The organism is Capnocytophaga sp. HP1101 (assembly GCF_054772415.1).
Genome location: NZ_BPUU01000003.1, coordinates 105,303 through 127,805 on the forward strand (window position 1 = coordinate 105,303; position 22,503 = coordinate 127,805).

Annotated in this window: 20 protein-coding genes; 12 read left to right on the forward strand and 8 right to left on the reverse strand. The window is 38.1% G+C overall.

The window, feature by feature from the left end:
* Positions 1–118: 118 nt before the first annotated feature.
* On the forward strand, positions 119–2,905 hold the full coding sequence (polA, locus tag RCZ04_RS01460; protein WP_460484158.1) for a DNA polymerase I: 2,787 nt from the start codon (positions 119–121) through the stop codon (positions 2,903–2,905).
* 48 nt (positions 2,906–2,953) lie between these two features.
* On the forward strand, positions 2,954–3,478 hold the full coding sequence (locus RCZ04_RS01465) for a class I SAM-dependent methyltransferase (protein WP_460484159.1): 525 nt from the start codon (positions 2,954–2,956) through the stop codon (positions 3,476–3,478).
* A gap of 3 nt (positions 3,479–3,481) precedes the next feature.
* Here the strand turns inward: RCZ04_RS01465 and RCZ04_RS01470 are convergent, their stop codons facing one another.
* The 7 genes from RCZ04_RS01470 to RCZ04_RS01500 form a co-directional block, all read right to left on the reverse strand.
* Entirely contained in the window at positions 3,482–4,561 is a 1,080-nt protein-coding gene (locus RCZ04_RS01470) for an HlyD family secretion protein (protein ID WP_460484160.1), read from the reverse strand.
* Positions 4,562–4,777: 216 nt separating this feature from the next.
* The gene (locus RCZ04_RS01475; RefSeq protein WP_460484161.1) at positions 4,778–5,215 is read right to left on the reverse strand and encodes an ATP-binding cassette domain-containing protein; all 438 of its coding nucleotides are present in this window, start codon (positions 5,213–5,215) and stop codon (positions 4,778–4,780) included.
* Entirely contained in the window at positions 5,196–6,104 is a 909-nt protein-coding gene (locus tag RCZ04_RS01480; RefSeq protein WP_460484162.1) for an ABC transporter permease, read from the reverse strand. The genes RCZ04_RS01475 and RCZ04_RS01480 overlap by 20 nt, the downstream gene beginning before the upstream one ends.
* Positions 6,105–6,166: 62 nt before the next feature.
* Positions 6,167–6,982 (reverse strand): peptidase associated/transthyretin-like domain-containing protein, encoded by an 816-nt coding sequence (locus tag RCZ04_RS01485; RefSeq protein ID WP_460484163.1) that lies wholly within the window; start codon positions 6,980–6,982, stop codon positions 6,167–6,169.
* 49 nt (positions 6,983–7,031) lie between these two features.
* Positions 7,032–8,102, reverse strand: a complete 1,071-nt coding sequence (locus RCZ04_RS01490; protein WP_460484164.1) for a hypothetical protein — start codon at positions 8,100–8,102, stop codon at positions 7,032–7,034.
* Positions 8,103–8,156: 54 nt separating this feature from the next.
* On the reverse strand, positions 8,157–8,363 hold the full coding sequence (locus tag RCZ04_RS01495; RefSeq protein WP_460484165.1) for a hypothetical protein: 207 nt from the start codon (positions 8,361–8,363) through the stop codon (positions 8,157–8,159).
* 182 nt (positions 8,364–8,545) lie between these two features.
* Positions 8,546–8,740 carry a bacteriocin gene (locus RCZ04_RS01500; protein WP_460484166.1) on the reverse strand — a complete coding sequence of 65 codons (195 nt, stop codon included), beginning with the start codon at positions 8,738–8,740 and terminating at the stop codon, positions 8,546–8,548.
* Between the two features lie 320 nt (positions 8,741–9,060).
* Between RCZ04_RS01500 and RCZ04_RS01505 the strand changes: the two genes are divergently transcribed.
* Both RCZ04_RS01505 and RCZ04_RS01510 read left to right on the forward strand, forming a co-directional pair.
* Positions 9,061–9,315, forward strand: a complete 255-nt coding sequence (locus RCZ04_RS01505; protein WP_454989919.1) for a helix-turn-helix domain-containing protein — start codon at positions 9,061–9,063, stop codon at positions 9,313–9,315.
* A 10-nt stretch (positions 9,316–9,325) separates the two neighbouring features.
* Entirely contained in the window at positions 9,326–11,479 is a 2,154-nt protein-coding gene (locus RCZ04_RS01510) for a peptidase domain-containing ABC transporter (protein WP_460484167.1), read from the forward strand.
* Positions 11,480–11,633: 154 nt separating this feature from the next.
* Here RCZ04_RS01510 and RCZ04_RS01515 read toward each other — a convergent pair whose 3' ends face one another.
* Positions 11,634–13,031 (reverse strand): alginate export family protein, encoded by a 1,398-nt coding sequence (locus RCZ04_RS01515; protein WP_460484168.1) that lies wholly within the window; start codon positions 13,029–13,031, stop codon positions 11,634–11,636.
* 186 nt (positions 13,032–13,217) lie between these two features.
* Between RCZ04_RS01515 and nrfH the strand changes: the two genes are divergently transcribed.
* The 8 genes from nrfH (at position 13,218) to RCZ04_RS01555 (ending at position 22,490) form a co-directional block, all read left to right on the forward strand.
* Complete coding sequence (gene nrfH / locus RCZ04_RS01520; RefSeq protein ID WP_460484169.1) at positions 13,218–13,835, forward strand: cytochrome c nitrite reductase small subunit; 618 nt, start codon at positions 13,218–13,220, stop codon at positions 13,833–13,835.
* Between the two features lie 27 nt (positions 13,836–13,862).
* Positions 13,863–15,329, forward strand: a complete 1,467-nt coding sequence (gene nrfA / locus RCZ04_RS01525) for an ammonia-forming cytochrome c nitrite reductase (protein WP_460484170.1) — start codon at positions 13,863–13,865, stop codon at positions 15,327–15,329.
* A 101-nt stretch (positions 15,330–15,430) separates the two neighbouring features.
* A complete protein-coding gene (locus tag RCZ04_RS01530) occupies positions 15,431–16,660 on the forward strand; it encodes a cytochrome c biogenesis protein ResB (protein WP_460484171.1) in 1,230 nt (409 codons plus the stop codon).
* A 36-nt stretch (positions 16,661–16,696) separates the two neighbouring features.
* Positions 16,697–17,491, forward strand: a complete 795-nt coding sequence (gene ccsA, locus RCZ04_RS01535; protein WP_460484172.1) for a cytochrome C assembly family protein — start codon at positions 16,697–16,699, stop codon at positions 17,489–17,491.
* 468 nt (positions 17,492–17,959) lie between these two features.
* Positions 17,960–19,372 carry a lipopolysaccharide biosynthesis protein gene (locus RCZ04_RS01540; RefSeq protein ID WP_460484173.1) on the forward strand — a complete coding sequence of 471 codons (1,413 nt, stop codon included), beginning with the start codon at positions 17,960–17,962 and terminating at the stop codon, positions 19,370–19,372.
* Positions 19,369–20,514 carry an EpsG family protein gene (locus tag RCZ04_RS01545; protein WP_460484174.1) on the forward strand — a complete coding sequence of 382 codons (1,146 nt, stop codon included), beginning with the start codon at positions 19,369–19,371 and terminating at the stop codon, positions 20,512–20,514. The genes RCZ04_RS01540 and RCZ04_RS01545 overlap by 4 nt, the downstream gene beginning before the upstream one ends.
* Positions 20,515–21,327, forward strand: coding sequence for a glycosyltransferase family 2 protein (locus tag RCZ04_RS01550; RefSeq protein WP_460484175.1), 813 nt, complete (start codon positions 20,515–20,517; stop codon positions 21,325–21,327). It abuts the gene before it with no gap.
* Complete coding sequence (locus RCZ04_RS01555; RefSeq protein WP_460484176.1) at positions 21,327–22,490, forward strand: glycosyltransferase family 4 protein; 1,164 nt, start codon at positions 21,327–21,329, stop codon at positions 22,488–22,490. The genes RCZ04_RS01550 and RCZ04_RS01555 overlap by 1 nt, the downstream gene beginning before the upstream one ends.
* Positions 22,491–22,503: the final 13 nt, after the last annotated feature.

Consider the following 22,503-nt stretch of genomic DNA (forward strand, 5'->3'; position numbering starts at 1 on the left):
GAATAAAATCGGATATTACAATTATTTTGTTACCTTTGCACAAAAATATGGATACGATTAGGTTTGAGAGGAACTGAAAGAAGCATCTAACCTAATGCGCCATAAAAATAACTGTTAAATGAAAAAACGCCTTTTCCTACTCGACGCTTACGCCCTTATTTTTAGGGGCTATTACGCTTTTATCAAAAACCCGCGTATCAACTCCAAAGGATTGAACACTTCAGCTATTCTCGGCTTTGTGAACTCTTTGTTTGAGGTGATTAAAAAGGAGTGCCCCGACCACTTGGCAGTCGCTTTTGACAAAGGAGGTAGCGTGGCGCGTACTGAAGCTTTTGCCGACTATAAAGCCAATCGGGAGGAAACCCCAGAGGCGATTCGGTTGGCAATACCTTATATTCACGAAATTCTCACTGCTTTGCATATTCCGATTATTGAAAAAGAAGGCTATGAAGCCGACGATATCATTGGGACACTCTCCAAACAAGCGGAAGCCCAAGACTACCAAGTGTATATGGTGACCCCAGACAAGGACTACGCCCAATTGGTAAGCGACAATATTTTTATGTACCGACCTGCGCGCTCGGGTAACGAAACAGAGATTTGGGGCGTGAAGGAAGTGCAAGAGAAATTCGAGGTGCAAAACCCTTTGCAGGTAATTGATTTACTCGGAATGATGGGCGATGCGGTAGATAATATACCTGGACTGCCAGGAGTAGGGGAGAAGACTGCTAAAAAACTACTTGCCGACTTTGGTTCTATGGAGAACTTACTCGCCCATACCGACCAACTCAAAGGTAAATTGCGCGAGAATATTGAGAACAACAAGGATAAAGGGCTTTTATCAAAACAGTTGGCTACCATTATGTTGGACGTGCCCGTCACCTTTGACGAAGCCGATTTTGCAATGTCAGAACCCGATTTTGAAGCTGTAGGGAAGATATTTGACGAGTTGGAGTTTCGTCAGTTGTTGCAAAACTTTTTAAAGACCTATCGTCCTGAAGTGCCAGCGACACCGGTAGTGAATAAGAATAGACAAATGGATATGTTTGCGGTACAAGGTGACCTCTTTGCGCAACCGCAATTGGTGAGTGAAAAGAAAAACAGCAGTAACACCCCACACTTATACCAATTAGCCGATACTCCAATGGCACAGCAGCTTTTGTTGCAGAGCTTATTGCAACAAACAGAAGTGTGTTTTGATACCGAAACTACCAGTGTAAATGCTTTGGAAGCCGAATTGGTAGGCATTTCTTTCTGTTGGTCAGCACATAAAGGGCACTATGTGCCTTTCCCTAAAGAAAAAGCAGAAGCACAGGAGCTTATCGCTCAATTCCGTCCGTTCTTTGAGAATGCCCAAATAGCTAAAGTAGGACAGAATTTGAAATACGATATTAAAGTATTGCAGAACTATGGCATTGAGGTACAAGGGGCACTATTCGACACGATGATAGCCCATTATCTGCTTAACCCCGATATGCGCCACAATATGGATATCCTCAGCGAGACCTATTTGGGCTATACCCCTATCACCATTGAGAGTCTTATCGGTAAAGGCAAAGCACAACGCTCTATGCGCACGGTACCCCTGGAACAAGTAAAAGAATACGCGGTGGAAGATGCTGATGTAACGTGGCAGCTCAAAGACGTGTTCAAAGCGCAAATGCCTCCAGTGAACGCCCAAAAGGTGTACGACGATTTGGAAGCGCCCCTCATCAAAGTATTAGCTGCAATGGAACGCGAAGGGGTGAACCTTGATGTGCCTTTCCTCAAAGAATACGCCAAGACCTTAGATGCCGATATTGCACAGCTTGAAGCCACCATAGCCGAACAAGCAGGAGAGAACTTCAATTTGGCATCGCCGAAACAGTTGGGTGATATTCTTTTTGAAAAACTGAAGATTGACGGCAAACCCAAAAAGACGAAAACAGGTCAGTATGCTACTTCCGAAGAAGTATTAACTCCCTTAGCTTCTAAGCATAAAATTGTAGCCGATATATTGGAATGGCGACAAGTGCAGAAACTCAAATCTACCTATGTAGACGCCTTGCCTTTGGAGGTGAATAAACACACTGGCAGAGTGCATACTACCTATATGCAGACGGTTGCTGCTACAGGTCGCCTCAGTAGTAACAACCCTAATTTGCAGAATATTCCTATCCGCACCCCCCGCGGTCAGCAGGTGCGCAAGGCGTTTATCGCCCGCAATGCCGATTACCAGCTCCTCTCTGCCGACTACTCCCAAATTGAACTCCGCATTATCGCAGCCCTCAGCGAGGAACACAATATGATTGAGTCCTTCCTCCGCAAGGAAGACATTCACCGCGCCACCGCTGCTAAGGTGTTCCACGTGCCTTTAGAAGAAGTTACCCGCGAACAGCGCAGTCACGCCAAGACCGTGAATTTCGGGATTATCTATGGGGTATCGGCTTTTGGACTCTCGGCGCAAACCGACCTCTCTCGTTCTGAAAGCAAGGAACTCATCGACACCTATTACGCTACTTACCCAAATCTACGCAAGTATGTTGATAAGCAAATCGCTTTTGTGCGCGAACACGGTTACGTAGAAACCATTCTAGGACGCCGCCGTTACCTGCCCGATATTCACTCCCACAACCAAGTAGTGCGCGGGGGTGCCGAGCGCAATGCTGTGAATGCCCCCATACAAGGTTCCGCCGCCGATATCATCAAAATAGCGATGATACGCATTTATCAGCAGTTACAAGCCCAGCAACTCCAAACCCGTATGCTGCTACAAGTACACGATGAGCTCGTGTTTGACGTGCCTAAAGCAGAGCTCGACATTGTTAAGCCTCTTGTGAAAGAAGCGATGGAAAGCGCCTTTATCCTTGCCGTGCCCCTTGTCGCCGATTTAGGCGTGGGAGACAACTGGCTGGAAGCACACTGAGGTTAGGCAAAAGGTAAGAGGTAAAAGGTAAAACACTTATTGTTAATTATGTACAAAACGCTTCCTAAAAAACGCTATCAAAAGACTTTGAGTATTCTTAAAAAGTATGCATCCCAGGGCAGTACTATCCTCGATGTGGGGGTAGAGAATCCTTTTTCAGCTATTATGAAAGAGGAGGGGTATACCGTGCTCAACACTGCGGGGCAGGATTTGGATTTTGAAGCCACTACCTTGCAAGACTTTAAAGCCGACTTTACTACTGCCTTGGAAATCTTAGAGCATTTGGTAAACCCTTTAGCGGTTTTGCAAAATATCCCTACAGACAAGATACTCATTACCGTGCCTTTGCGCCTGTGGTTTGCCAAAGCTTACCGCAATATGTCTGACCCGCGCGACTGCCATTATCACGAGTTTGAGGATTGGCAATTGGATATGCTGGTAGAGAAAGCGGGCTTTCGTATTATTTATAGAGAAAAATGGACGCACCCCGTGAAGAAATTAGGATTACGACCCTTGTTAAGGTATTTTACGAATAGATACTACGCAGTGGTTGCAGAGAAAAGTGAGGCGTAAACGTTAAATTATATTAGGATTGAACCAGTCGTCGGTGCGGTCGAAGAGGAGTTGCCAAAGGGTGCGATTGGTAAGATAAAAGCGAGCTGTAAAACTCATTCCTTTATTTATATTACCACGATAGCCATTTTTCAGTTGTAAATAACCTTTGCTGATTCCACAACGTATTTTAAACAAGCCTTCTCCTGTTTGCTCATTTACTACAAGATTTTTATCTATTTCTTTCACACTACCATTGAGTAACCCCCATTGATTGTAGTTGTAAGTATCTATTTGAAAACGCACATTTTGTGAGGGATATATAAAACCAATATCTTTAGGAGAAACTAAACACTCGGCTATGAGGTTTTGTTCTGATGAAATAGTAGCTACTGCTTGTCCTTGAGAAAGAAAATTACCTAATCTAACTCCCTTATATTGAGTGATTGTACCAGTGATAGGAGCTATTATCACATAGTTTTGTTGCTCTTGGCTAATGCGTTTTTCGTCTGATTCTAACGATTGTATTTTGCGTTCTACCTCAGTGCGTTGAGCTTGCCATTGGGCGTATTGTTGTTGCTGGGTGCTTTGCACTTGGCGCAAGAGTTCTTCGTGGCGATAGTATATTTTTTCATACTCAGCCTTAGCGATTACATCTTTACTAAAAAGCTGATTAGCACGGTCGAGTTCCTTTTTAGCTAAAGATAATTGGGCTTGCAACTGACCTATTTTTTCTAAAAAAGCGGCTCTTTCTTGGGCGTATTGTTGTGTTTGTAGGAGGGTGTTTTTATGAGAGACTAAAGTAGTAAGGTCTTGTAACTGTGCGTTGTAGTCTTGCTGTTGAGTATTGACCAACTGACGCTGGGTATCTAATAGTTCTGTAGTGATAATGAGCAAGGTGTCACCTTTTTGGACGTTTTGGTTGTTTTGAGAGAGAAAGCACTTTACTACCCTACCACTCACAGGAGCAGTAAGTTCTGTATCTTCGAAATTAGAGCGTATGACCCCACGTGCCGATACGGATATGGGCACTTTGATAAAGGGCAGAGCAACAACTACAGTAGTAAGGAGTAGGAGGATAGACAGATAGATAGGGTGTTTCATTATAAATAATTTTTAGCCTAAAAAAGTTTTATAAACTTAAAAATTCTTCAATTTTATTGAGATTTGAGGGTAAAAAAAATTGTGCATTTCCCTCGTGTAATAAGTATATTTCTTTGCAATCTGATAAGGTTTCTAAAATATGAGATGCGAACAGTACGATATGAGTCTCTGATAGTTTTTTTAGCAATTTTTTGATTTGAAGTACCGAGGTAATATCTAAACCACTAAATGGTTCATCAAATATGTAGAGGGTGTAGGGCTTTTGTAATACGGCATTGAAATACACTTTTTTCGCATTCCTGTGGAAAGCTCTTTGATGAGTAGAGTTTTATTTACTTCAAAAGGCATTGTGTTTTGTGGTTTTATATCCAATAGCAAGCTGTAAAACTTATAAAACTCTTCTACGGTAAGGTGCTCGTATAAATAAGGTTCGGTAGGGAGAAACCCGATTTGTTGAGGCGTTAAAGGTTGTTGCTGATAGCTTACTTCCCCTTTGAAAGGTGTTAAACTACACAAGCATTTGAAAAAAGTAGTTTTTCCTGCACCATTTTTACCTACTACCCCATAGAGTCCGTTTTGAGGAATAGAAAGCTGTATGTTTTTGAGAATTAGTTTATCGGAATAACTTTTTTCTTTAATGAAAATGTTGAGCATATTGCTGTCTTTTTATGGTTTGTAGTGCTAAATGGCAAAAATAAGGGATTGCTATCACTGGAATGATATAAATAGCACCTATACTTACGGCTAAAAAAGCAAAAGTTTGCCATAAAGAATTGTTCCAAAAGGCGTATTTGGTAAGAACACCTAAGGTAGGAACACTGATATACAAAGGTAAGACTTCTGTATATTGCCAGTGAAAACAAATGATGTAAGTGATGAAAACAGGTGCAAAAAGAAAGGATATATTCAATATTCCTGCTTTGAGTTGCTGTAATAAATAGTCTTTTCCTCGATAGGCTGAAACATTTATATGAGCTTTGAACTCTCTTTCAAAAAAGGGGATACAACCGATGAAAGCGGTAAGAGCTAAGGCAAAAAGAGCTAAGTTAGGGTTTTGATAAACAGCTCCTATAATGATGAGTGCAATAACTAAGGGTAGCCCTAAGATGAGTTTATACTTGCGAAAAGCAATATGCCAAAAAGGGTCGGCGAGAGAGAAAGGATATTTTAGGGTGAAGTTTTTCTGAGGTAAATAACCTATGAGCACGAAGGATAATGATATAGCAACCGCTGTTATAAAATCCTTTTTTAAGAGCATAAGAATGAGAAAAGGGAGGTTTTCGATTACATATTCAGTAATGATAATTGCTCTATAATGTGAATGTACTTTTAATAATGATAAATCTTTTCGATTATTATGATACATAAAACTTCCTAAGGGCAAACTCCAAAGTGCATATTGCCAACTTTCATAATGCAGATAAAGTGCATATAAGGCATAGCATAATACTCCTAACAGCAACCCAATGGTTAAGATATCTCCTTTTGGGAAAAGTTTTCGGTAATAGATATAGGTTAGATAGAGCGAAGTGCGTAGCCACATAGTGTTTATAATTTGGCTACAAAAGTAAAACTTTATTTTGAAAAAACAAGAAATAGAAAAGTTTATTCTACGACTTCGTATTCATACCCTTTTATGGCAAAAGAAAGTCCTGCACCCAAAGGAATTTTTTCAAAAGTAGTATCGTAGCGTGCATAGCCTAAAGAACGTGAAGCTGGAAAAACAATGCGAGCTTTTTCCTCTCCTTGTATGTCTATAGGTTGTAATTCTATCCATATTTTTCCTTTTGGGATAGGAACTCTGAATTTCTCTACTACATCTATTTTACTTTCAGTTTTAGGAATGGTGATATAGATAGGTTTTTCAGTCAAAGGAATCATTTCTTGATTGTTCATCTGAAAAAAGTTTAGGCGAAAGACCGCTTTTTCAGTGTTATTTTTGATACAAGTAATATGAAATTCAGTAGCAACCCAATTGGTTTTAAGATTCACAAAATCACCAATAGTTTCAGGAAATTCCTCTTGCGTTTTCATATCTTCAGGCGTATAATATAGGATAGCCCCTACAAAGCGAACTCCTTTCCCTTTTAAAGTTTTTAGCCGCTTTGTTTTTGCTGAAACATCTATAGGTGCAAGCATTATTTCCTTTTCTGTAAGGACAATAGGTTTATCATTCTGAAAGTCTTTTATACAAATAGCTCTTCTTTCGTAACTAATATGTGAAAAGTAAATACTATCAGTAGGCTTGGGCTGTAATTTTTCTAAGGAGAAATTGCCGTGTGCATCACTAATTGCACCTTTGTGAGTGCCTACAATACCGATGTTTACATATTCGATGGGTGTGCCATTATTGGATACTATTTTGCTTTGAGCAAATGCAGTGAGAGTAAAGAAAAATAATGATAACGTTGTTAGTTTCATATTTAATTACAATTAAGTTTTACTACAAAATAATTTATGTAAAGGAAAGCTACTTCTTTTTCTCAGGTAAAAGAACCAAATCTTTTTCTAAAAGACTTTCAAAAGGCAAGGATAACTCTAGAGGAGTTTGTTTGTCCTTAAAATATGTTGTATTAAAGGAATGAAAAAAATTACCAAAATCGCTTTTAAGAGTTACATTTTTCACTTCGGATTTATTCTTTTCTTCCTTTAAGAAAGGATATATCTCAAAAATATTTGTTAAAGAAATTGCGTCTTTTTTGAATGTGGTTTTTATATCTATCAAACAGCGATATATACTAAAATCTGTACTATTAATTGCTTCAAAATCTATACTTGCAGGAAATTTTTCGTAGACATCTTTATGCTTAATTACATTTGTTCTTCCAGCAAAAGAGCCCCTAATACTATCCTTTGGGAATAAGGCATTCAAATAACAGGTGTATTCATTATTCTTTTTTTCTATATTTCCTGCACCTTCTTGTTGACGATAAACAATGCTATACTGTTGCTCATTTTTCTTTTTCAGAGAATAATTTTTATCCAAAGGGAAATGTTCATTAGCAATAAAGTCGAACAAACCATTATTTCCCATAAAGAGAGGACTTTTTTTAAGAACTTGTAATTTTTTGCTTTTTGTGTTTTCGTAAGCTTTAATAGCAATAATGTTATATTGTAATTTATTTCCTTTTTTAGGAAGATAGAAATCTATCCAACCTTCTGTATAATACATTGGAATGCTATCAGCATATTGATAAGTGCGAATATAACACTTTAACAAAATATAATCAGGTTGTTGTTTGCTAAGAATAACCTCTGGCAATTCATAGATTTTATGAGATAATAATATTTCTTGTTTTTCTTTTAAATTTTTTACATTTAACTTTTTAGATTCATAGGAAAGGTGGGAAGTATAAACAATATCTGATGAATTAGATATGTTTACTTGTCCTTTATCATTAGAAATTCCCTTAATCTCACCTTTGCTGTTTTCTATAACAACAGCTGAAATAGGGTAATGAGTAAGGCTATCTAAAAGTGTGATGTTTTGAGCTTTTACAGCTCCAATATAAAAAAGTAAAAGATATAAGATATTTTTCATAAAATAGAAATGAAGGGCAAAGGCTTCTAGAAGCCTTTGCCCTAAATAATAGGTTTAAAAAATTTTTAATCCAAAAAGATAAAGATGGGTATTATGGCGAATACCATCTAAAGCACCTGTGAGTTTAAAGAAAGGATATCCATCTCCTTCTCCTCCTTCAACATCTCTTAATTCCTTAGAATTAAGTTCTTGGAAACCTTTAAAACTGTCAAATTTCTTCACTCCTTGAGCTTCTACTTGTTTGTTGATTGATTTTGTCATTTTGTTTAGTTTGTTGAATTAAAAATAGTACTTGAGTTGTTATTTTATTTTGAGTTAAAATCCAAATTCTTTTTTCCAAGCAATTAAAAGCTTTTTTAACTGCCAAAATTTAATTTTATACTTCAAGCATAGAAAAGAAGTTAAAATTAAATCTATTACTATTATTGCAAGGATAAGAATAATCATACAAAATTATCTTTAGGATAGTCAGGACTTAATCTAACCCAATTGAATCTAAGTAACCCCCAATAAAAGGGTCCAAAACCTCCTCCTTCAACTTTTCTTAATTCCTTAGAATTAAGTTCTTGAAAACCTTTAAAACTGTCAAATTTCTTCGCTCCTTGAGCTTCTACTTGTTTGTTGATTGATTTTGTCATTTTGTTTAGTTTGTTAAAATGTAACAATTAGTTTTTGAGTGTATGAAAAGCTATGCACAACTTGCTTTTAATTCTCGCTATAAAGATATAACAGATTTCATAAAAGTGTAGTGCAAAAAATGCACAAAATTTGTGCAAAAAACGCATTTGTCAACAAGTCAATGCTTTATAGTGTTATTTTTTCGATATTTCTTTATAAAAAGAATTAAATTTTATTATTTTCAACACAAAGTTTTTTTTTTTTATGAGAATACTTTTTTTAGTTTTTTTTGCTATTTATATTTTTATTACTACCTTTGTCCTATTAAAATAATTACACAATGGAACAAATTATACAAAACGCTACAGAAAGGACTGAAAAAATCTTAGTTAAAATCAGACAAAAAAGAGAAGAAAAACGCTACAGACGCGAAGAAATAGCTGAAAAATTAGGGATAGACCTCTCTACTTACACAAGAATAGAAAATGGGGATAGCCATCTAAAAGTCAAGACTCTTTTTTTAATTGCTCAGTTATTAGATATAGATATAGTTGCCCTATTTACTAATAACACAACTCATTCTCACTTTATTTAATATGCTACCTATGAAATTATCTACTCTTATCAAGCAACACGATATGCGTGACTGTGGAGCAGCGTGTTTGGCTTCGGTGGCAGGACATTATGGGTTACAGTTGCCTATTGCTAAAATACGACAGCTATGTCATACAGATAAACGAGGTACTAATGCTTTAGGACTTATACAAGGATTGGAACAGATGGGTTTTAATGCCAAAGGAGTAAAAGCCTCCTTGGAAAACTTACCACAAGCCCCTCTTCCTGCTATTGCTCATACGATCTTCAAAGAACAATACCAACATTATGTGGTTATTTATAAAATTTACAAAGGGAAAATTTCGGTAATGAACCCTGCTTATGGGAAAATAGAAACTTATACTACTGAGGAATTTGCTAAAATATGGACAGGCGTACTGATATTACTTGAACCTAACGAATATTTTGAACAACGCAATGAAAAAACAAGTCTTTACCAGCGTTTTTACCAACTGATACAACCGCATAGGAGCATTTTGTTACAAGCTCTTGTAGGGGCTATTTTTTATACTCTTTTAGGATTATCGACTTCCATTTACATTCAAAAAATTACTGACTATGTACTGGTGGATGGCAATAGGCGTTTACTGAACTTACTTTCGGTAATTATGATTGTATTGCTTTTGTTTCAGATCTTTTTAGGGGTGATGAAGTCGGTACTGACCCTGCAAACGGGGCAGAAGATAGATAAATACCTTATTTTAGGTTACTATAAACACTTGCTGAAATTGCCACAACGTTTTTTTGACACTATGCGAGTGGGGGAGATTATTTCGCGAGTGAACGACGCTGTGAAAATACGAACTTTTATCAACGATGTGTCTATTCAGATTGTAGTAAATGTGTTTATAGTGCTTTTCTCGTTTGCACTGATGTTTACATACTATTGGAAGTTAGCGCTTATTGTAGCTTTGGTGATTCCGTTTTACTTGGGTATTTACATCATTACGAATTGGCTTAACAAAAAAGTGGAACGCCGGATGATGGAAGAGAGTGCTGAGCTCGAATCGCATTTGGTAGAATCGCTTAATGCTGTAAAGACAATAAAGCAATTCGGAGCTGAAATTTACGCGAATAACAAAACGGATATACATTTCTCCACTTTGCTTAAAACAATTTATAAATCGGTCTTAAATAGTTTGTTTTCGGGGAATGCGTCGGAGTTTGTTTCTCGAATTTTTACCATTGTACTTTTGTGGGTAGGAGCTGGCTACGTGATAGACCGAGAGATAACTCCTGGTGAATTGTTATCGTTTTACGCTTTAATAGGGTACTTTACGAGTCCTGTTTCACAGCTTATAGGTATGAATAAATCTATACAAAACGCCTTAATTGCGTCTGACCGCTTGTTTGAGATAATGGATTTAGAACAAGAGGAAGTAACAGATAAGATAGAACTTACTGCTGAACAAATAGGTAATATCAATTTTGAGAACGTAACTTTTAGTTATGGCTCACGTAGGGAAGTGTTTAAAGATTTTTCGTGTGTTATTCAAAAAGGGAAAACAACGGCAATTGTAGGAGAAAGCGGTAGTGGAAAGACAACACTTGCTACCCTTATACAGAATTTATACCCTGTAAACAGTGGAAAAATAACTATAGGAGACTATGAGGTACAATACTTATCGCATTACTCTTTGCGGACACTTATAGGGGTAGTACCTCAACAAATAGACCTCTTTTCGGGGAATGTAATTGAAAATATAGCTTTTGGAGAAGATTTTCCTGATATGCAACGAGTGATAGACCTCACAAAACAACTTGGAATTCTTTCGTTTATTGAGCAGTTACCTAATGGATTTCAAACGCATTTGGGTGAGAATGGTTCACAACTTTCCGGGGGGCAACGACAACGTATTGCCATTGCTCGCGCCCTTTACAAAAATCCTGAAATACTAATTTTAGACGAGGCAACTTCCTCATTAGACACAGATTCGGAACAGGTGATACAAGCAACTCTTAACGAGCTGAAAAGAACAGGTAAAACCCTGATAGTGATTGCTCACCGTTTGAGCACTATCGCTCATTCCGATACTATCTTGGTGCTAAAAAACGGACGGCTTATAGAGCAAGGTACCCATCAAGAGCTTTTGGCACGAGAGACGACTTACAAAGCGATGTGGGAGAAACAGAGTGTTTTTTAGGACAAAGGTAAGATGAAAGAAAAGCGGAGATAAGGAGGGGGTGTAGTGTTGCAAAGGGGTTTTTAGAGATTATTTTATAGGCAAAAATGGTAAAAAAAATAAGAGGTAAGAATGCTGACGCAATTCTTACCTCTTTTATTATAGTTCAACAAAATTAAAATATCGCTGAGAACAATTTAGGATTGATGTTTAGGCTACACCAGAACCAATCTTGGTAACCGCGTTGGTTAGCAGTACCTTTGAGGGCTTTGGTACCCTCGTTAGCAAAATAAGTGGAGTAACCTACTTGTAACCCGATGTAAGGTTGTACTTTTAGGTTGTAGACCAAATCGATTTCACTACCGTAGTTACCATACGTTTTGTCAGTTTTGAACTTAGCAGCAGGCGCAAAGAAGTGATAAGTAGCGCTGAGGTTGCTCTTTTCGCCAGTGCGCACGTTGGCAGTGAGGTAAGGGTTCAACAAACCATACTCAGGAGTGAAACCTACGTAGTAATAATCCATAAAGCCGTAGAACTTGTGATTGGTACCGCTGAATGGGTTAAATTTTTTGTCTTTACCAGAAGTATCATCGGAAGCGTTGCCACTGAGATAATCAACCCCAGCAGTAAGACCGAAGATAGGAGAGAACTTGTAGCCTGCGTTCACGGCAAACATATAAGCGCTTTTGTCGGCACCAGAGGCGTTTTTACCAGTTTGCATATAGGCAGAAGCGCCATAACTCAATTGGTTACTTTTGCCGGTGTAGTGCGCACCAAAAGTTTGCATATTTTGGTCGGCACTATCGTCAGTGCGGTAACCTAAATTAGCGAACAAGAGCGACAACTGGTGAGCTTCGCTGATGCTGTAGTGAGCGTGAAGGGCTTGCAAGTGTTGGTAATCCTGTCCAAGACCTGGGGTAAAATGCTGTCCGCTGGGGGTATTGACATTTAGTGTAGGGGTAGTGGTGCTTCCCGATTGGTTATAGGCAAAGAAACCGCGGAGCGTCCATTTTTCGGAAGGTGTCCAATTGAGGTTCACGGCATCGTGACTACGTCCTGCAGGATGCCAATCAAGCGAACCAAAAATGCGATCGTCGTCTAAAGCAATGACTTGGCGACCTATTTTTGCGCTAAGGGTATTCACAAGAGGGAATTCGGCGTAAGCCTCGAAAACAGACATCCCGCCTGTTCTATCAACGGCTTGGATTTGTGGAGCTTGTCCCCAGACGTTCACGTTTTGTAGTGATACATATAGGTGTAGGCGGTCGGAGTGCTTATAGTCGAAGTTCAATCGCAAGCGGTTGTTAGTAAGGATAGCAGGCGATTCACCTTCTACTAAAGGTTTGTAAGCCCCGTTTCGGTACTCAAAACGCGGACGAATTTGTGCCGATAGGGTAAACTCGTTATCGGCAGGAGGTGGCGGAGGGGGTGTCATCATCTCTTCCATAGGATGTGGTGGAGGAGGAACACCTTCATTAGGGGCAGGCGGATTTTCTACCTGCGCTGTTGCTAAAGAGGGGCATAAAGCGAAAGCGGTGCCCAAAGCAAAAAATGATAATAAATGTTTTTTCATTGGTATAGTGTTTTTTAAATATTTTACGGTTAAAATGAGTTAAGTTGTTGATAATAAGTAAAAAGAATAGTTCTTCTTATTTAGAACAACAATAAAATAGGGTTGTGTCCTTATTTTCATTTGCAAATGTAAGGAAACCATTTTACATTTGCAACGAAAAGACACGAAAAATTATTTTTTTATATAATGGCGACAATAAAAAACGACACCAAAACTACTAAAAAAGGACGATGGTTTCGATTTATCATCCCGTCCTTAGTAGGGATTTTGATAGGGCTTGGTGGATATATATTTTATATCTCGAAAGCGCATTCCTATCTGTCTGACGACCCCAAGGCGTGTGTGAACTGCCATATTATGGAGCCTGAGTACGCTACGTGGTTTCACTCGTCGCACGGACGGAATACTGTGTGTAACGATTGCCACGTGCCTCACGACAACATATTTCGCAAGTACTATTTTAAAGCGAACGATGGGCTTCGCCACGCTACTATGTTCACCTTTCGGCTTGAGCCTCAAGTCATCAAGATGCACGCTCCTGGTCAAAAGGTAGTGCAAGAGAACTGTATCCGTTGCCACAGCGATTTGGTAAGCGAAGTGCAAGCGGGCAAGGTAACTGCCGAAATGGCACACGCTGACAACGGGCGCCTATGCTGGGACTGCCACCGCGATGTACCTCACAGCCGCGTGCGTGGCCTCAATGCTGCACCTCACTCCCCCGTGCCTATTATTGACAATATGCCAACTAACACTCCTGATTGGCTCGATAATATGGTGAAAAACAGAGAAAAATCAACAAATTAAAAAAAACGAAATATAATTTATACAGCGATGAAAAAGAAACATTGGTTAATTGCAGGTTTGTTAGCAGTAGTTACCTTCTTATTAGGACTATTGGCTAACTCTATAATGAACAGATCAACGGAGGCTCAATTGATAGCTCGTGGCGGTAATAACCTCAAAGAAGGAGAATGCCGTAACGAACTCTATGAGCAGTTTTATCCTCGCCAGTACGCCTCTTGGGCAGCTACTGCCGACACTACTTTCCGTTCAAAGTATATGAGCAGTCACGATGATGATTTGCTCGAATTGCGCCCTGAAATGGTAATCCTTTGGGCAGGTTACGCTTTCTCTAAAGAGTACAACGCCCCTCGTGGACATATGCACGCTATTGAAGACGTTACTAAAATCCTCCGTACTGGTGCCCCTACCGATTCTACCCACTCTCCTCAACCTGGTACTTGCTGGACTTGTAAAAGTCCCGATGTGCCTCGCCTCATCAAAGAAGTAGGTGCTGAAACTTATTACAGCGCGCCTTGGGATCAATGGGGTAGCCAAATTGTGAACCCTATCGGTTGTGCTACTTGCCACGAAACTAAAACAATGAAACTCCAAGTGAGCCAATTGGCACTCATTGAGGCTTTTCAGCGTCAAGGTAAAGATATCAACAAAGCTTCTCACCAAGAAATGCGCTCTCTCGTTTGTGCGCAATGCCACGTGGAATATTACTTTAAAGGAGATAAAAAATACCTCACATTCCCTTGGGATAAAGGTATGACTGTTGAGAAAATGGAAGAGTACTACGATAACGAAGGTTGGACAGACTATGTTCACAAAGTGAGCCGTGCCCCTATCCTGAAAGCACAACACCCTGACTATGAACTTTCACAATTGGGCATCCACGGTCAGCGTGGGGTTTCTTGCGCCGATTGCCATATGCCTTATAAAACTGATGGTGCTGTGAAATTTACTGATCACCACATTAGCAGCCCATTGCGCAATATCTCAGCAAGTTGCCAAACCTGTCACCGTCAAAGTGAAGAAGAACTTAGAAAGAATGTATATGATCGCCAAGATGCTGTGTATGGATTGCGTATGAAACTTGAGAAACAATTAGCTAAAGTTCACTTCAAAGCTAAATTCTTGTGGGATAATGGTGCTACTGAAGAACAAATGAAACCTACTTTAGCGCTTATCCGTAAATCACAATGGCGTTGGGATATGGTACACTCTTCTCACGGCGCTGCTTTCCACGCTCCTCTTGAATCTGAACGTTTACTTAGCGATGGTATGATTTATGCAATGCAAGCTGAAAACAACTTAGATGTGCTTAAAGAAAAATTAGGTGTCAAAACAGCTTTCGTAATGCCTGATATCAGCACTAAGGCTAAAGCCCAAAAAGAAATAGGCTTAGATATTCCTAAAGAAGAAGCCGCTAAAAAACGCTTCTTGGAAACTATTGTTCCTAAATGGATCAAAGAAGCTAAAGAACAAGGCAGATTAGTAACCCAAAAGTAGTGGTGTCAGCGACACGAGCATTGTCAGCGACACGAGCTGTAATAAAGAATAACTATAATGATGGGGCGGATAGTAATTCGCCCCTACTTTTTACCTAACTAATGAAACAATATCCTTTCGCTATTTTGGTAGCGTGTATTTCCCTCCTCGTAGGTCTTGGCTTGCAACTCTCCTTGGGGAGTATGAGCAAAGCTTGGTTTAGCTTCCCCGACAATGTTATTGGGGGCTTTGCCTTTGTAGTACTCACTACCGCTGTATATTTTATTTTTAGAAAAACGAACTTCATCGTCCGCTGCTCTTCAGCGCCTTTTGCCATTGTTACGGTCGTAACCCTTGGGGTGCTTACCATTGGCTTGGGAAGTATTAATGTGAATCCTCACGAGGTCACCAATAGCTTTGTAGGCAAATTAGGCTTGGACGACCTTACCAAAACTTGGTATTTTGGCATTATCTTCGTACTGGCGCTGATGAACCTTTGGTTCTCCATCCTCAAACGCTCAATGGTCTACCAGCGCAAAAATATTCCTTTCCTCTTGAACCACTTTGGCTTGTGGCTTACGATGTTTGCAGGGGTATTAGGCCAAGGCGATGTGGTGCGCCTCAAAATGAACCTCTATAAGGATAAACTTGAGTGGCGTGCCTTTACGGAAGACCAACAAATGGTGGAACTGCCTTTGGCTATGGAACTCAAAGAGTTCAGCATTGATATTTATCCTAACAAACTGTTTGTGATTGACACAAGTGGTTCGGCTTTACCTAAAGAAAAACCTATGGGCTTTATGCTCGAAAAAGAAGGTGAGAGTATGACCCTGCTCAATTGGAAAATCACCCTCCATCAATACCTTGAAAAGGCAATCCCTGATACTGATAGCACTTATATCAACCACGCGATGTGGGGCGCTACCAATGCGGCTAAAGTAACCGTGGAAGACCTCCGCACTCATTCTAAAAAAACCGATTGGATAGCTGCGGGTAATTTCCAACTTTCACCTCGTGCTATTGCGTTAGACCAAGAACATACTTTGGTAATGGCTCCTGCCGAAGCGCGCAAATTCCAATCGCAAGTATTGGTGTACCAAAAAGGTAGCGACGAAATACTCGAAGAAAAAATAGAAGTCAATCACCCTATCAGCGTTGGCGGTTGGCGTATCTATCAAGTGAGTTATGACGAACGTATGGGGCGCTGGTCGGAACTCAGTGTAGTAGAACTCATCTCCGACCCTTGGTTACCCGTGGTGTATGTAGGTATTTTCTTACTCCTCGCCGGTGGTATCGCTCTCCTCTTTGAAGTAAAAAGCAAAAAAGGTACAACCCTATCTCCTAACCCCTAAACCCTAATTTGTTAATTGTCAATTGTCAATTGAAATATGTGGCATTATTTTAATCTAATCACTTATATTACAGTAGCTTTATGGCTACTCTCAGGCACGCTGATTTACAGTAAGAACAAATCGCTTAGGATGGTGAGCATCGCCAGTCATTTGGTGGCAACCCTCACCATTGGTGGCTTTATCATTGCCTTGTGGCAAAACTTAGAGCGCCCACCTTTGCGCACTTTGGCCGAAACCCGTATTTGGTATTCTCTCTTTATGGGACTCATTGGCTATGCTATTTATTTGCTCTATCGCCAAAAATGGATGCTCAGCTACTCGGCTGTGATGGGGATTGTGTTTGTAGTACTCACTTACACCCACCCCGATACGATGAACAAAGCCCTGATGCCTGCCTTGCAAAGTGTGTGGTTCATTCCGCACGTAATCGTGTATATTTTTGCGTATGCGATGCTCGGTATGGCTTCACTCACAGCTTTTTACGGCATCTATCGCTATAAAAAAGGACAAGAAGTCCATTCAGTGTTCTTAGTCACCGACCAGCTCATCAAAATTGGTTATGTATTCCTTACTTTTGGTTTGCTCTTCGGCGCCTTGTGGGCAAAAGAAGCTTGGGGACACTATTGGACGTGGGATCCTAAAGAAACGTGGGCATTTATCACTTGGCTCGGCTATTTGGTATATTTGCACCACAAGTACAACCACAAAGAAAAGAAACCCTTCCAGAGTTTTATTATCGTAGGAGTAGCATTCATACTCTTGCTCATCTGTTGGTTTGGAGTCAATTACCTCCCAACGGCACAAATGAGTGTTCACACTTACTCAGGGTAGTGGGAGCCTCATAGGCAATTATAAAGATTGAATAAAACTTTGCTAAAAATCGTAGCACGATAGGCTATTAGATTTTTGGCAAAGTTTTTTGTTTTCATCAATCTCTTATCATCATACTACTAATCACTAAAATAGCTAATCAACTTACGATTACTTTTTAAATTTCTGCATAAAAACGCTTTTTATTGTAAAAAATTATTGATTCTTAACTATTCATATTCAATTGTTTATATACGTTTTATATATCAATCGTCCAAGGTTTGTATAAGCTTTGTATAAGCTGAGCATATCTATTTTCTCTTTTCTCTTTTACCTAAAAAACTCTTTCGACATCTTATGATGTTCTTCGAATATCCAGCCCGCTTTTTATCGACACTCAAAAAATAAAATACACTTTTTGTTGCTTTTTTGAACGAGACTTACTACTTTTGCGGTTTAACTACTTAATGTAGAGAATCATTTTTTTAAATGTTACACAGCAATTCTTTTAAGCATCTTTTTTGGAGCTCAGTAGATAACTTCCTGCAACAAATATTGAATTTTGTAGTAGGAATTGTTTTGGCTCGTATCCTCTTACCTGAAGATTTTGGACTTATTGGTATTGCTACTTTCTTTATTACTGTAACAAATGTTTTCATAGAGGGAGGCTTTGGGGCAGCACTTATCAATAAAAAAAATACTACTCAAACTGATTATAGCACTATATTCTTTATAAACATAGGCTTTTCTATCTTCTTATATCTACTTTTGTATATTTCATCAGGAGAAATAGCTTTATTTTTTACTAATCCTACTGTTAAGCCTTTATTACAGTTACTGGGGCTTAATATTGTGTTAGTTTCTTTTGAACTTATACATCGTACCATACTCATCAGAGAGTTAGCATTTAAGAAAATAGCTATTGTTTCTCTCATTTCAGTAGCTATTAGTGCTGTTTGTGCTATTGTAATGGCACAAAGAGGTTGGGGAGTATATAGTTTGTTGTATAGAGTCCTTATTGGAGAAGCTATTACAGTGTTCCTTTTTTGGATTTTAAACAAATGGCGACCCAGTTGGCTGTTTTCGTGGCAATCGTTTAAACAGTTGTTTTTGTATGGTGGAAATTTACTATTTTCAAATCTGTTAAATATTTTGCAAACAAATATTTACTATGTGTTTATAGGTAAATTTTTCAGTACAAGTGCTTTGGGCTATTACACTCGGGCTGTTACCTTTCGTGATTTGTTCTCTTCCAATATTTCTACTATTGTTAAAAAAGTGAGCTTTTCAACACTTTCTAAAGAAGAGAACCTAAAAGCTAAAGCTGATAAGTTCTTCTCTTTTGAGAAGCTTACATTCTTATTAGTAAGTTTTATTACTTGTATACTATTTTTTGCCTCCAAAGAAATAATCCTTATCATTCTTTCAAGCAAATGGTCTGAAAGTATCTCAATATTACAAATTCTTTCCCTTTCAGGAATCTTTATAGTGCTTTATAACTTAGATATTGACTATTTTGCTGTTTTAGGAAATACTGACCAATATTTACGCATAGAACTGATCGGGAAACTACTTATTATTCCCGTTCTTTTAGTCGCCTATTGTGAAAGTTTTCAGTGGCTACTCTATGGAATTGTAATCCATAGTGTAGTAATGTTCCTTTGGGTGAGTGTTTCTCTTAATAAAGTGCTTAAAGGGGTTTTTAAACATCAGTTATTTAGTGTGCTGAAAGTAGCTGTTATATTTGTGTGCTTACTGTTGATAACATACCTTACAAAAGATATTGAACTATCTAATTTATACCTCTCTTTTATTTTAAAAAGTTTAGTGATAGGTTTATTTTTTGCAAGCTTGTATGCAAGAGATGTGAAACAAATTATCTGTAAAAGTAAAGAAATATGATTACACCATTAGGAATTTCAGAAGCCTATTTCAAGCTATTGTACAACATTGGTTATACAATGATGGCTATTATAGCACTTGTTTGGGCATATCAAATAGATAGACATAGAGAAGATAAAGTTCCTGCACTTATCACGAAATATGTTTTGCCTTGTTTTGTGCTGTATGCTTTACCTTTCTTTGTAACCTATTTTGTGTTTATAGTAGGGTTTAGAGATGTAACAGTAGGAACAGACACTATTAATTATTACTACTGGATGGCGGGAGATGTTCCTTATTTAGTAAAAGCGGAGGTAATGTTTAATTGGTTGATGACAATATTAAACAGTATAGGAGCTCCTTTTACAGTTTTTTTATTAGTGGTAGCAGTTCTTTTTTATGGACTTATAGCCTATGCTTTGAAGAATTTGAGTGCTCAATACCAAGCTAACACCTTTTTTGCTTTTTTTGTATTCTTGTCAATGTTTTTTTCCTATAGTTTGGCTACTAATATTATCAGACAAGGTTTATCTTTAGCGTTTTTAGTTTTTGCTTATAGTTTATGGCAAAGAAAACATTATAGTTGTTATTTATTTTTATTGTTAGCCTTTATCACTCACACTACTTCTATTATTCCAATTGTTGTATTTTTGGTCTTGCAAATAGTAGCTAAAAAAATACCATTGTATTATTTTTTAGCTTTATACCTGCTTGGAATTGTTTTAGCTTATCTGAATATAGGATTTGTGAATATAGCCAGTATAATGGAAGTTGTCTTGCAAAAAGACTCAGGACGATTTACTACTTATTTTATAAATGACGATGACTTATATCACGTAGGCTTCAAACCTCAGTTCGTAGCCTTTACAACTCTTTTCTTAGTCACAGGACTTTATATCAGAAACCAATCCTTTATGCTATTAGAACACTGGAAAAGCCATTATGATATGCTTTTGAAATACTATGCAAGTGTGAGCTTTTTCTTTTTTATGGCGTTTCAAATCCCTTATTCTGACCGTTGGGGGCTCTTCGCTTGGATAATTATTCCGCTATTGGCGCTACCTTATCTCTCCAAAGATTTTAGACCTAAAACAGCTCTAATAGCTTCTTTTACTCTGATATATATTTTATTTGAACTGTATAACACTCTTAAACATTCATAAATGGTAACCGTAGCTATCCCTTTTTACAACGCTGAAAAGTACTTAGCCTTAGCGATAGAATCGGTACTCTCTCAAACCTATACCGCTTGGGAACTACTGCTATTAGATGATGGAAGTACTGATGCTTCTTTATCTATTGCTCAAAGTTATGCCCAGAAAGATAGCCGTATAAGAGTGTTGTCAGATAGCAAAAATAAGAATTTAGCTACACGACTTAACGAGATTCCTCACTTAGTAAAAAGTGAGTATCTAGCTCGTATGGATGCCGATGATATAATGCATCCTAATCGTATTACTAAACAGATAGAAATCTTAGAAACACACTCTAAAATAGATGTTTTAGGAACCAATGCTTATATCATCAACGATGATAACGAAGTAATAGGCACACGATACTCCGTTGATTCTAAGCCTAAACTACAGCAAGTAAAAGGGTTTATACACCCCACAATAATGGCTAAAACGCAGTGGTTTTTAGAAAATCCATACGATACAAATGCCCTTCGTATGGAAGATACTGAGCTGTGGTTTCGCACTTGTTCAAAATACAATTTCTCGTGTTTGAATGAGCCCTTGCTTTTCTATAGAGAAGTAGGTAATAATTATTACAAAAAATACTTTTTAGCTCAGCAGAGTAAAGGATATATACTTGGTAAATATCCTAACAAAAGTTACTGGAAACACTATTTTAGAGCAAATCTCTTCAAAGGAATTGTATATAAAATTGCTCATATCTTTGCTTTAGAACAATGGTTGGTAAACAAGCGCAATATCAAAATCTCTTCTATTAAACCTTATACCTCTTATTGCTGATGAAAACAAAACTCTTTAGAGTAACCACAGTGTCCTCTTCTCTGAATACTTTACTAAAAGGACAATTACAATTTCTCAATAACCATTTTCAGGTAACCGCTATTTCAGGTGCAGGAAAGAATTTAGATGAAGTTAGTAAGCGGGAAGGTGTTAAAACCTTTGCTATTACAATGTCACGTCCTATTTCTCCTGTGAAAGATATTGTTTCTTTGTTCAAACTCTATCGCTTATTTAAGAGAGAAAAACCTACCATAGTACATTCTATCACCCCAAAAGCAGGGCTATTGAGTATGCTAGCTGCTAAAATGGCAGGAGTACCTATTCGTATACATACCTTTACAGGACTTATATTTCCTTCTCGCAAAGGTTTAATACAGAAACTTCTTATAGCAATGGACAAACTATTATGCTGGTCGGCAACTGATATATACCCTGAAGGAGAAGGTGTTAAAAAAGATTTACAACGATTTCATATTACTCAAAAACCTCTAAAAGTTTTAGCCAATGGCAATATTAATGGCGTAAATACTGAGTTTTTTTCGCCTCATCACCTCTCTGAAACACAAAGAAAAGAATTACAGAAAAAATTAGGTATTACTCCAACTGATTTTGTGTTTATCTTTGTGGGTAGATTAGTAGGCGATAAAGGCATTAATGAGTTAGTTAACGCTTTTCAAAAACTGAAACAAAAAACATCTTCTTCTGTCAAATTACTGTTGATAGGAAGAAAAGAGCCCCATTTAGATCCATTGTTGCCCCAAACCCTTACTCAGATAGAAACCTCTCCCGATATTATAGAAACAGGCGAGCAAACGGATGTACGTCCATATTTAGCTATCGCCAATTGCTTTGTTTTCCCGAGTTATCGCGAAGGATTCCCTAACGTAGTTTTAGAAGCAGGAGCAATGGAATTGCCTTGTATAGTTACTAATATCAATGGCAGTAATGAGATTATTATAAATGGTAAAAACGGACTCATTGTCCCCGCTAAAAATGCTGAAGTTTTTGAAGAGGCAATGGAAGAAATACTAAATAACCCTTTGTTATACGATCAATTAAAATCGAATGCTCGAACATTTATCACTAGTAGATATGAGCAGCAGCAAGTTTGGGAAGCTCTTTTAAGTGAATATACTCGGTTGCTAAGCCTTATGTCTTTTTAAATAATCTATTCAA

What these genes read in the sequence shown, in the direction of transcription:
- polA (WP_460484158.1), top strand. Translation starts at nt 119, where the DNA reads ATGAAAAAACGCCTTTTCCTACTCGACGCTTACGCCCTTATTTTTAGG.
- RCZ04_RS01465 (WP_460484159.1), top strand. Translation starts at nt 2,954, where the DNA reads ATGTACAAAACGCTTCCTAAAAAACGCTATCAAAAGACTTTGAGTATT.
- RCZ04_RS01470 (WP_460484160.1), bottom strand. Translation starts at nt 4,561, where the DNA reads ATGAAACACCCTATCTATCTGTCTATCCTCCTACTCCTTACTACTGTA.
- RCZ04_RS01475 (WP_460484161.1), bottom strand. Translation starts at nt 5,215, where the DNA reads ATGCTCAACATTTTCATTAAAGAAAAAAGTTATTCCGATAAACTAATT.
- RCZ04_RS01480 (WP_460484162.1), bottom strand. Translation starts at nt 6,104, where the DNA reads ATGTGGCTACGCACTTCGCTCTATCTAACCTATATCTATTACCGAAAA.
- RCZ04_RS01485 (WP_460484163.1), bottom strand. Translation starts at nt 6,982, where the DNA reads ATGAAACTAACAACGTTATCATTATTTTTCTTTACTCTCACTGCATTT.
- RCZ04_RS01490 (WP_460484164.1), bottom strand. Translation starts at nt 8,102, where the DNA reads ATGAAAAATATCTTATATCTTTTACTTTTTTATATTGGAGCTGTAAAA.
- RCZ04_RS01495 (WP_460484165.1), bottom strand. Translation starts at nt 8,363, where the DNA reads ATGACAAAATCAATCAACAAACAAGTAGAAGCTCAAGGAGTGAAGAAA.
- RCZ04_RS01500 (WP_460484166.1), bottom strand. Translation starts at nt 8,740, where the DNA reads ATGACAAAATCAATCAACAAACAAGTAGAAGCTCAAGGAGCGAAGAAA.
- RCZ04_RS01505 (WP_454989919.1), top strand. Translation starts at nt 9,061, where the DNA reads ATGGAACAAATTATACAAAACGCTACAGAAAGGACTGAAAAAATCTTA.
- RCZ04_RS01510 (WP_460484167.1), top strand. Translation starts at nt 9,326, where the DNA reads ATGAAATTATCTACTCTTATCAAGCAACACGATATGCGTGACTGTGGA.
- RCZ04_RS01515 (WP_460484168.1), bottom strand. Translation starts at nt 13,031, where the DNA reads ATGAAAAAACATTTATTATCATTTTTTGCTTTGGGCACCGCTTTCGCT.
- nrfH (WP_460484169.1), top strand. Translation starts at nt 13,218, where the DNA reads ATGGCGACAATAAAAAACGACACCAAAACTACTAAAAAAGGACGATGG.
- nrfA (WP_460484170.1), top strand. Translation starts at nt 13,863, where the DNA reads ATGAAAAAGAAACATTGGTTAATTGCAGGTTTGTTAGCAGTAGTTACC.
- RCZ04_RS01530 (WP_460484171.1), top strand. Translation starts at nt 15,431, where the DNA reads ATGAAACAATATCCTTTCGCTATTTTGGTAGCGTGTATTTCCCTCCTC.
- ccsA (WP_460484172.1), top strand. Translation starts at nt 16,697, where the DNA reads ATGTGGCATTATTTTAATCTAATCACTTATATTACAGTAGCTTTATGG.
- RCZ04_RS01540 (WP_460484173.1), top strand. Translation starts at nt 17,960, where the DNA reads ATGTTACACAGCAATTCTTTTAAGCATCTTTTTTGGAGCTCAGTAGAT.
- RCZ04_RS01545 (WP_460484174.1), top strand. Translation starts at nt 19,369, where the DNA reads ATGATTACACCATTAGGAATTTCAGAAGCCTATTTCAAGCTATTGTAC.
- RCZ04_RS01550 (WP_460484175.1), top strand. Translation starts at nt 20,515, where the DNA reads ATGGTAACCGTAGCTATCCCTTTTTACAACGCTGAAAAGTACTTAGCC.
- RCZ04_RS01555 (WP_460484176.1), top strand. Translation starts at nt 21,327, where the DNA reads ATGAAAACAAAACTCTTTAGAGTAACCACAGTGTCCTCTTCTCTGAAT.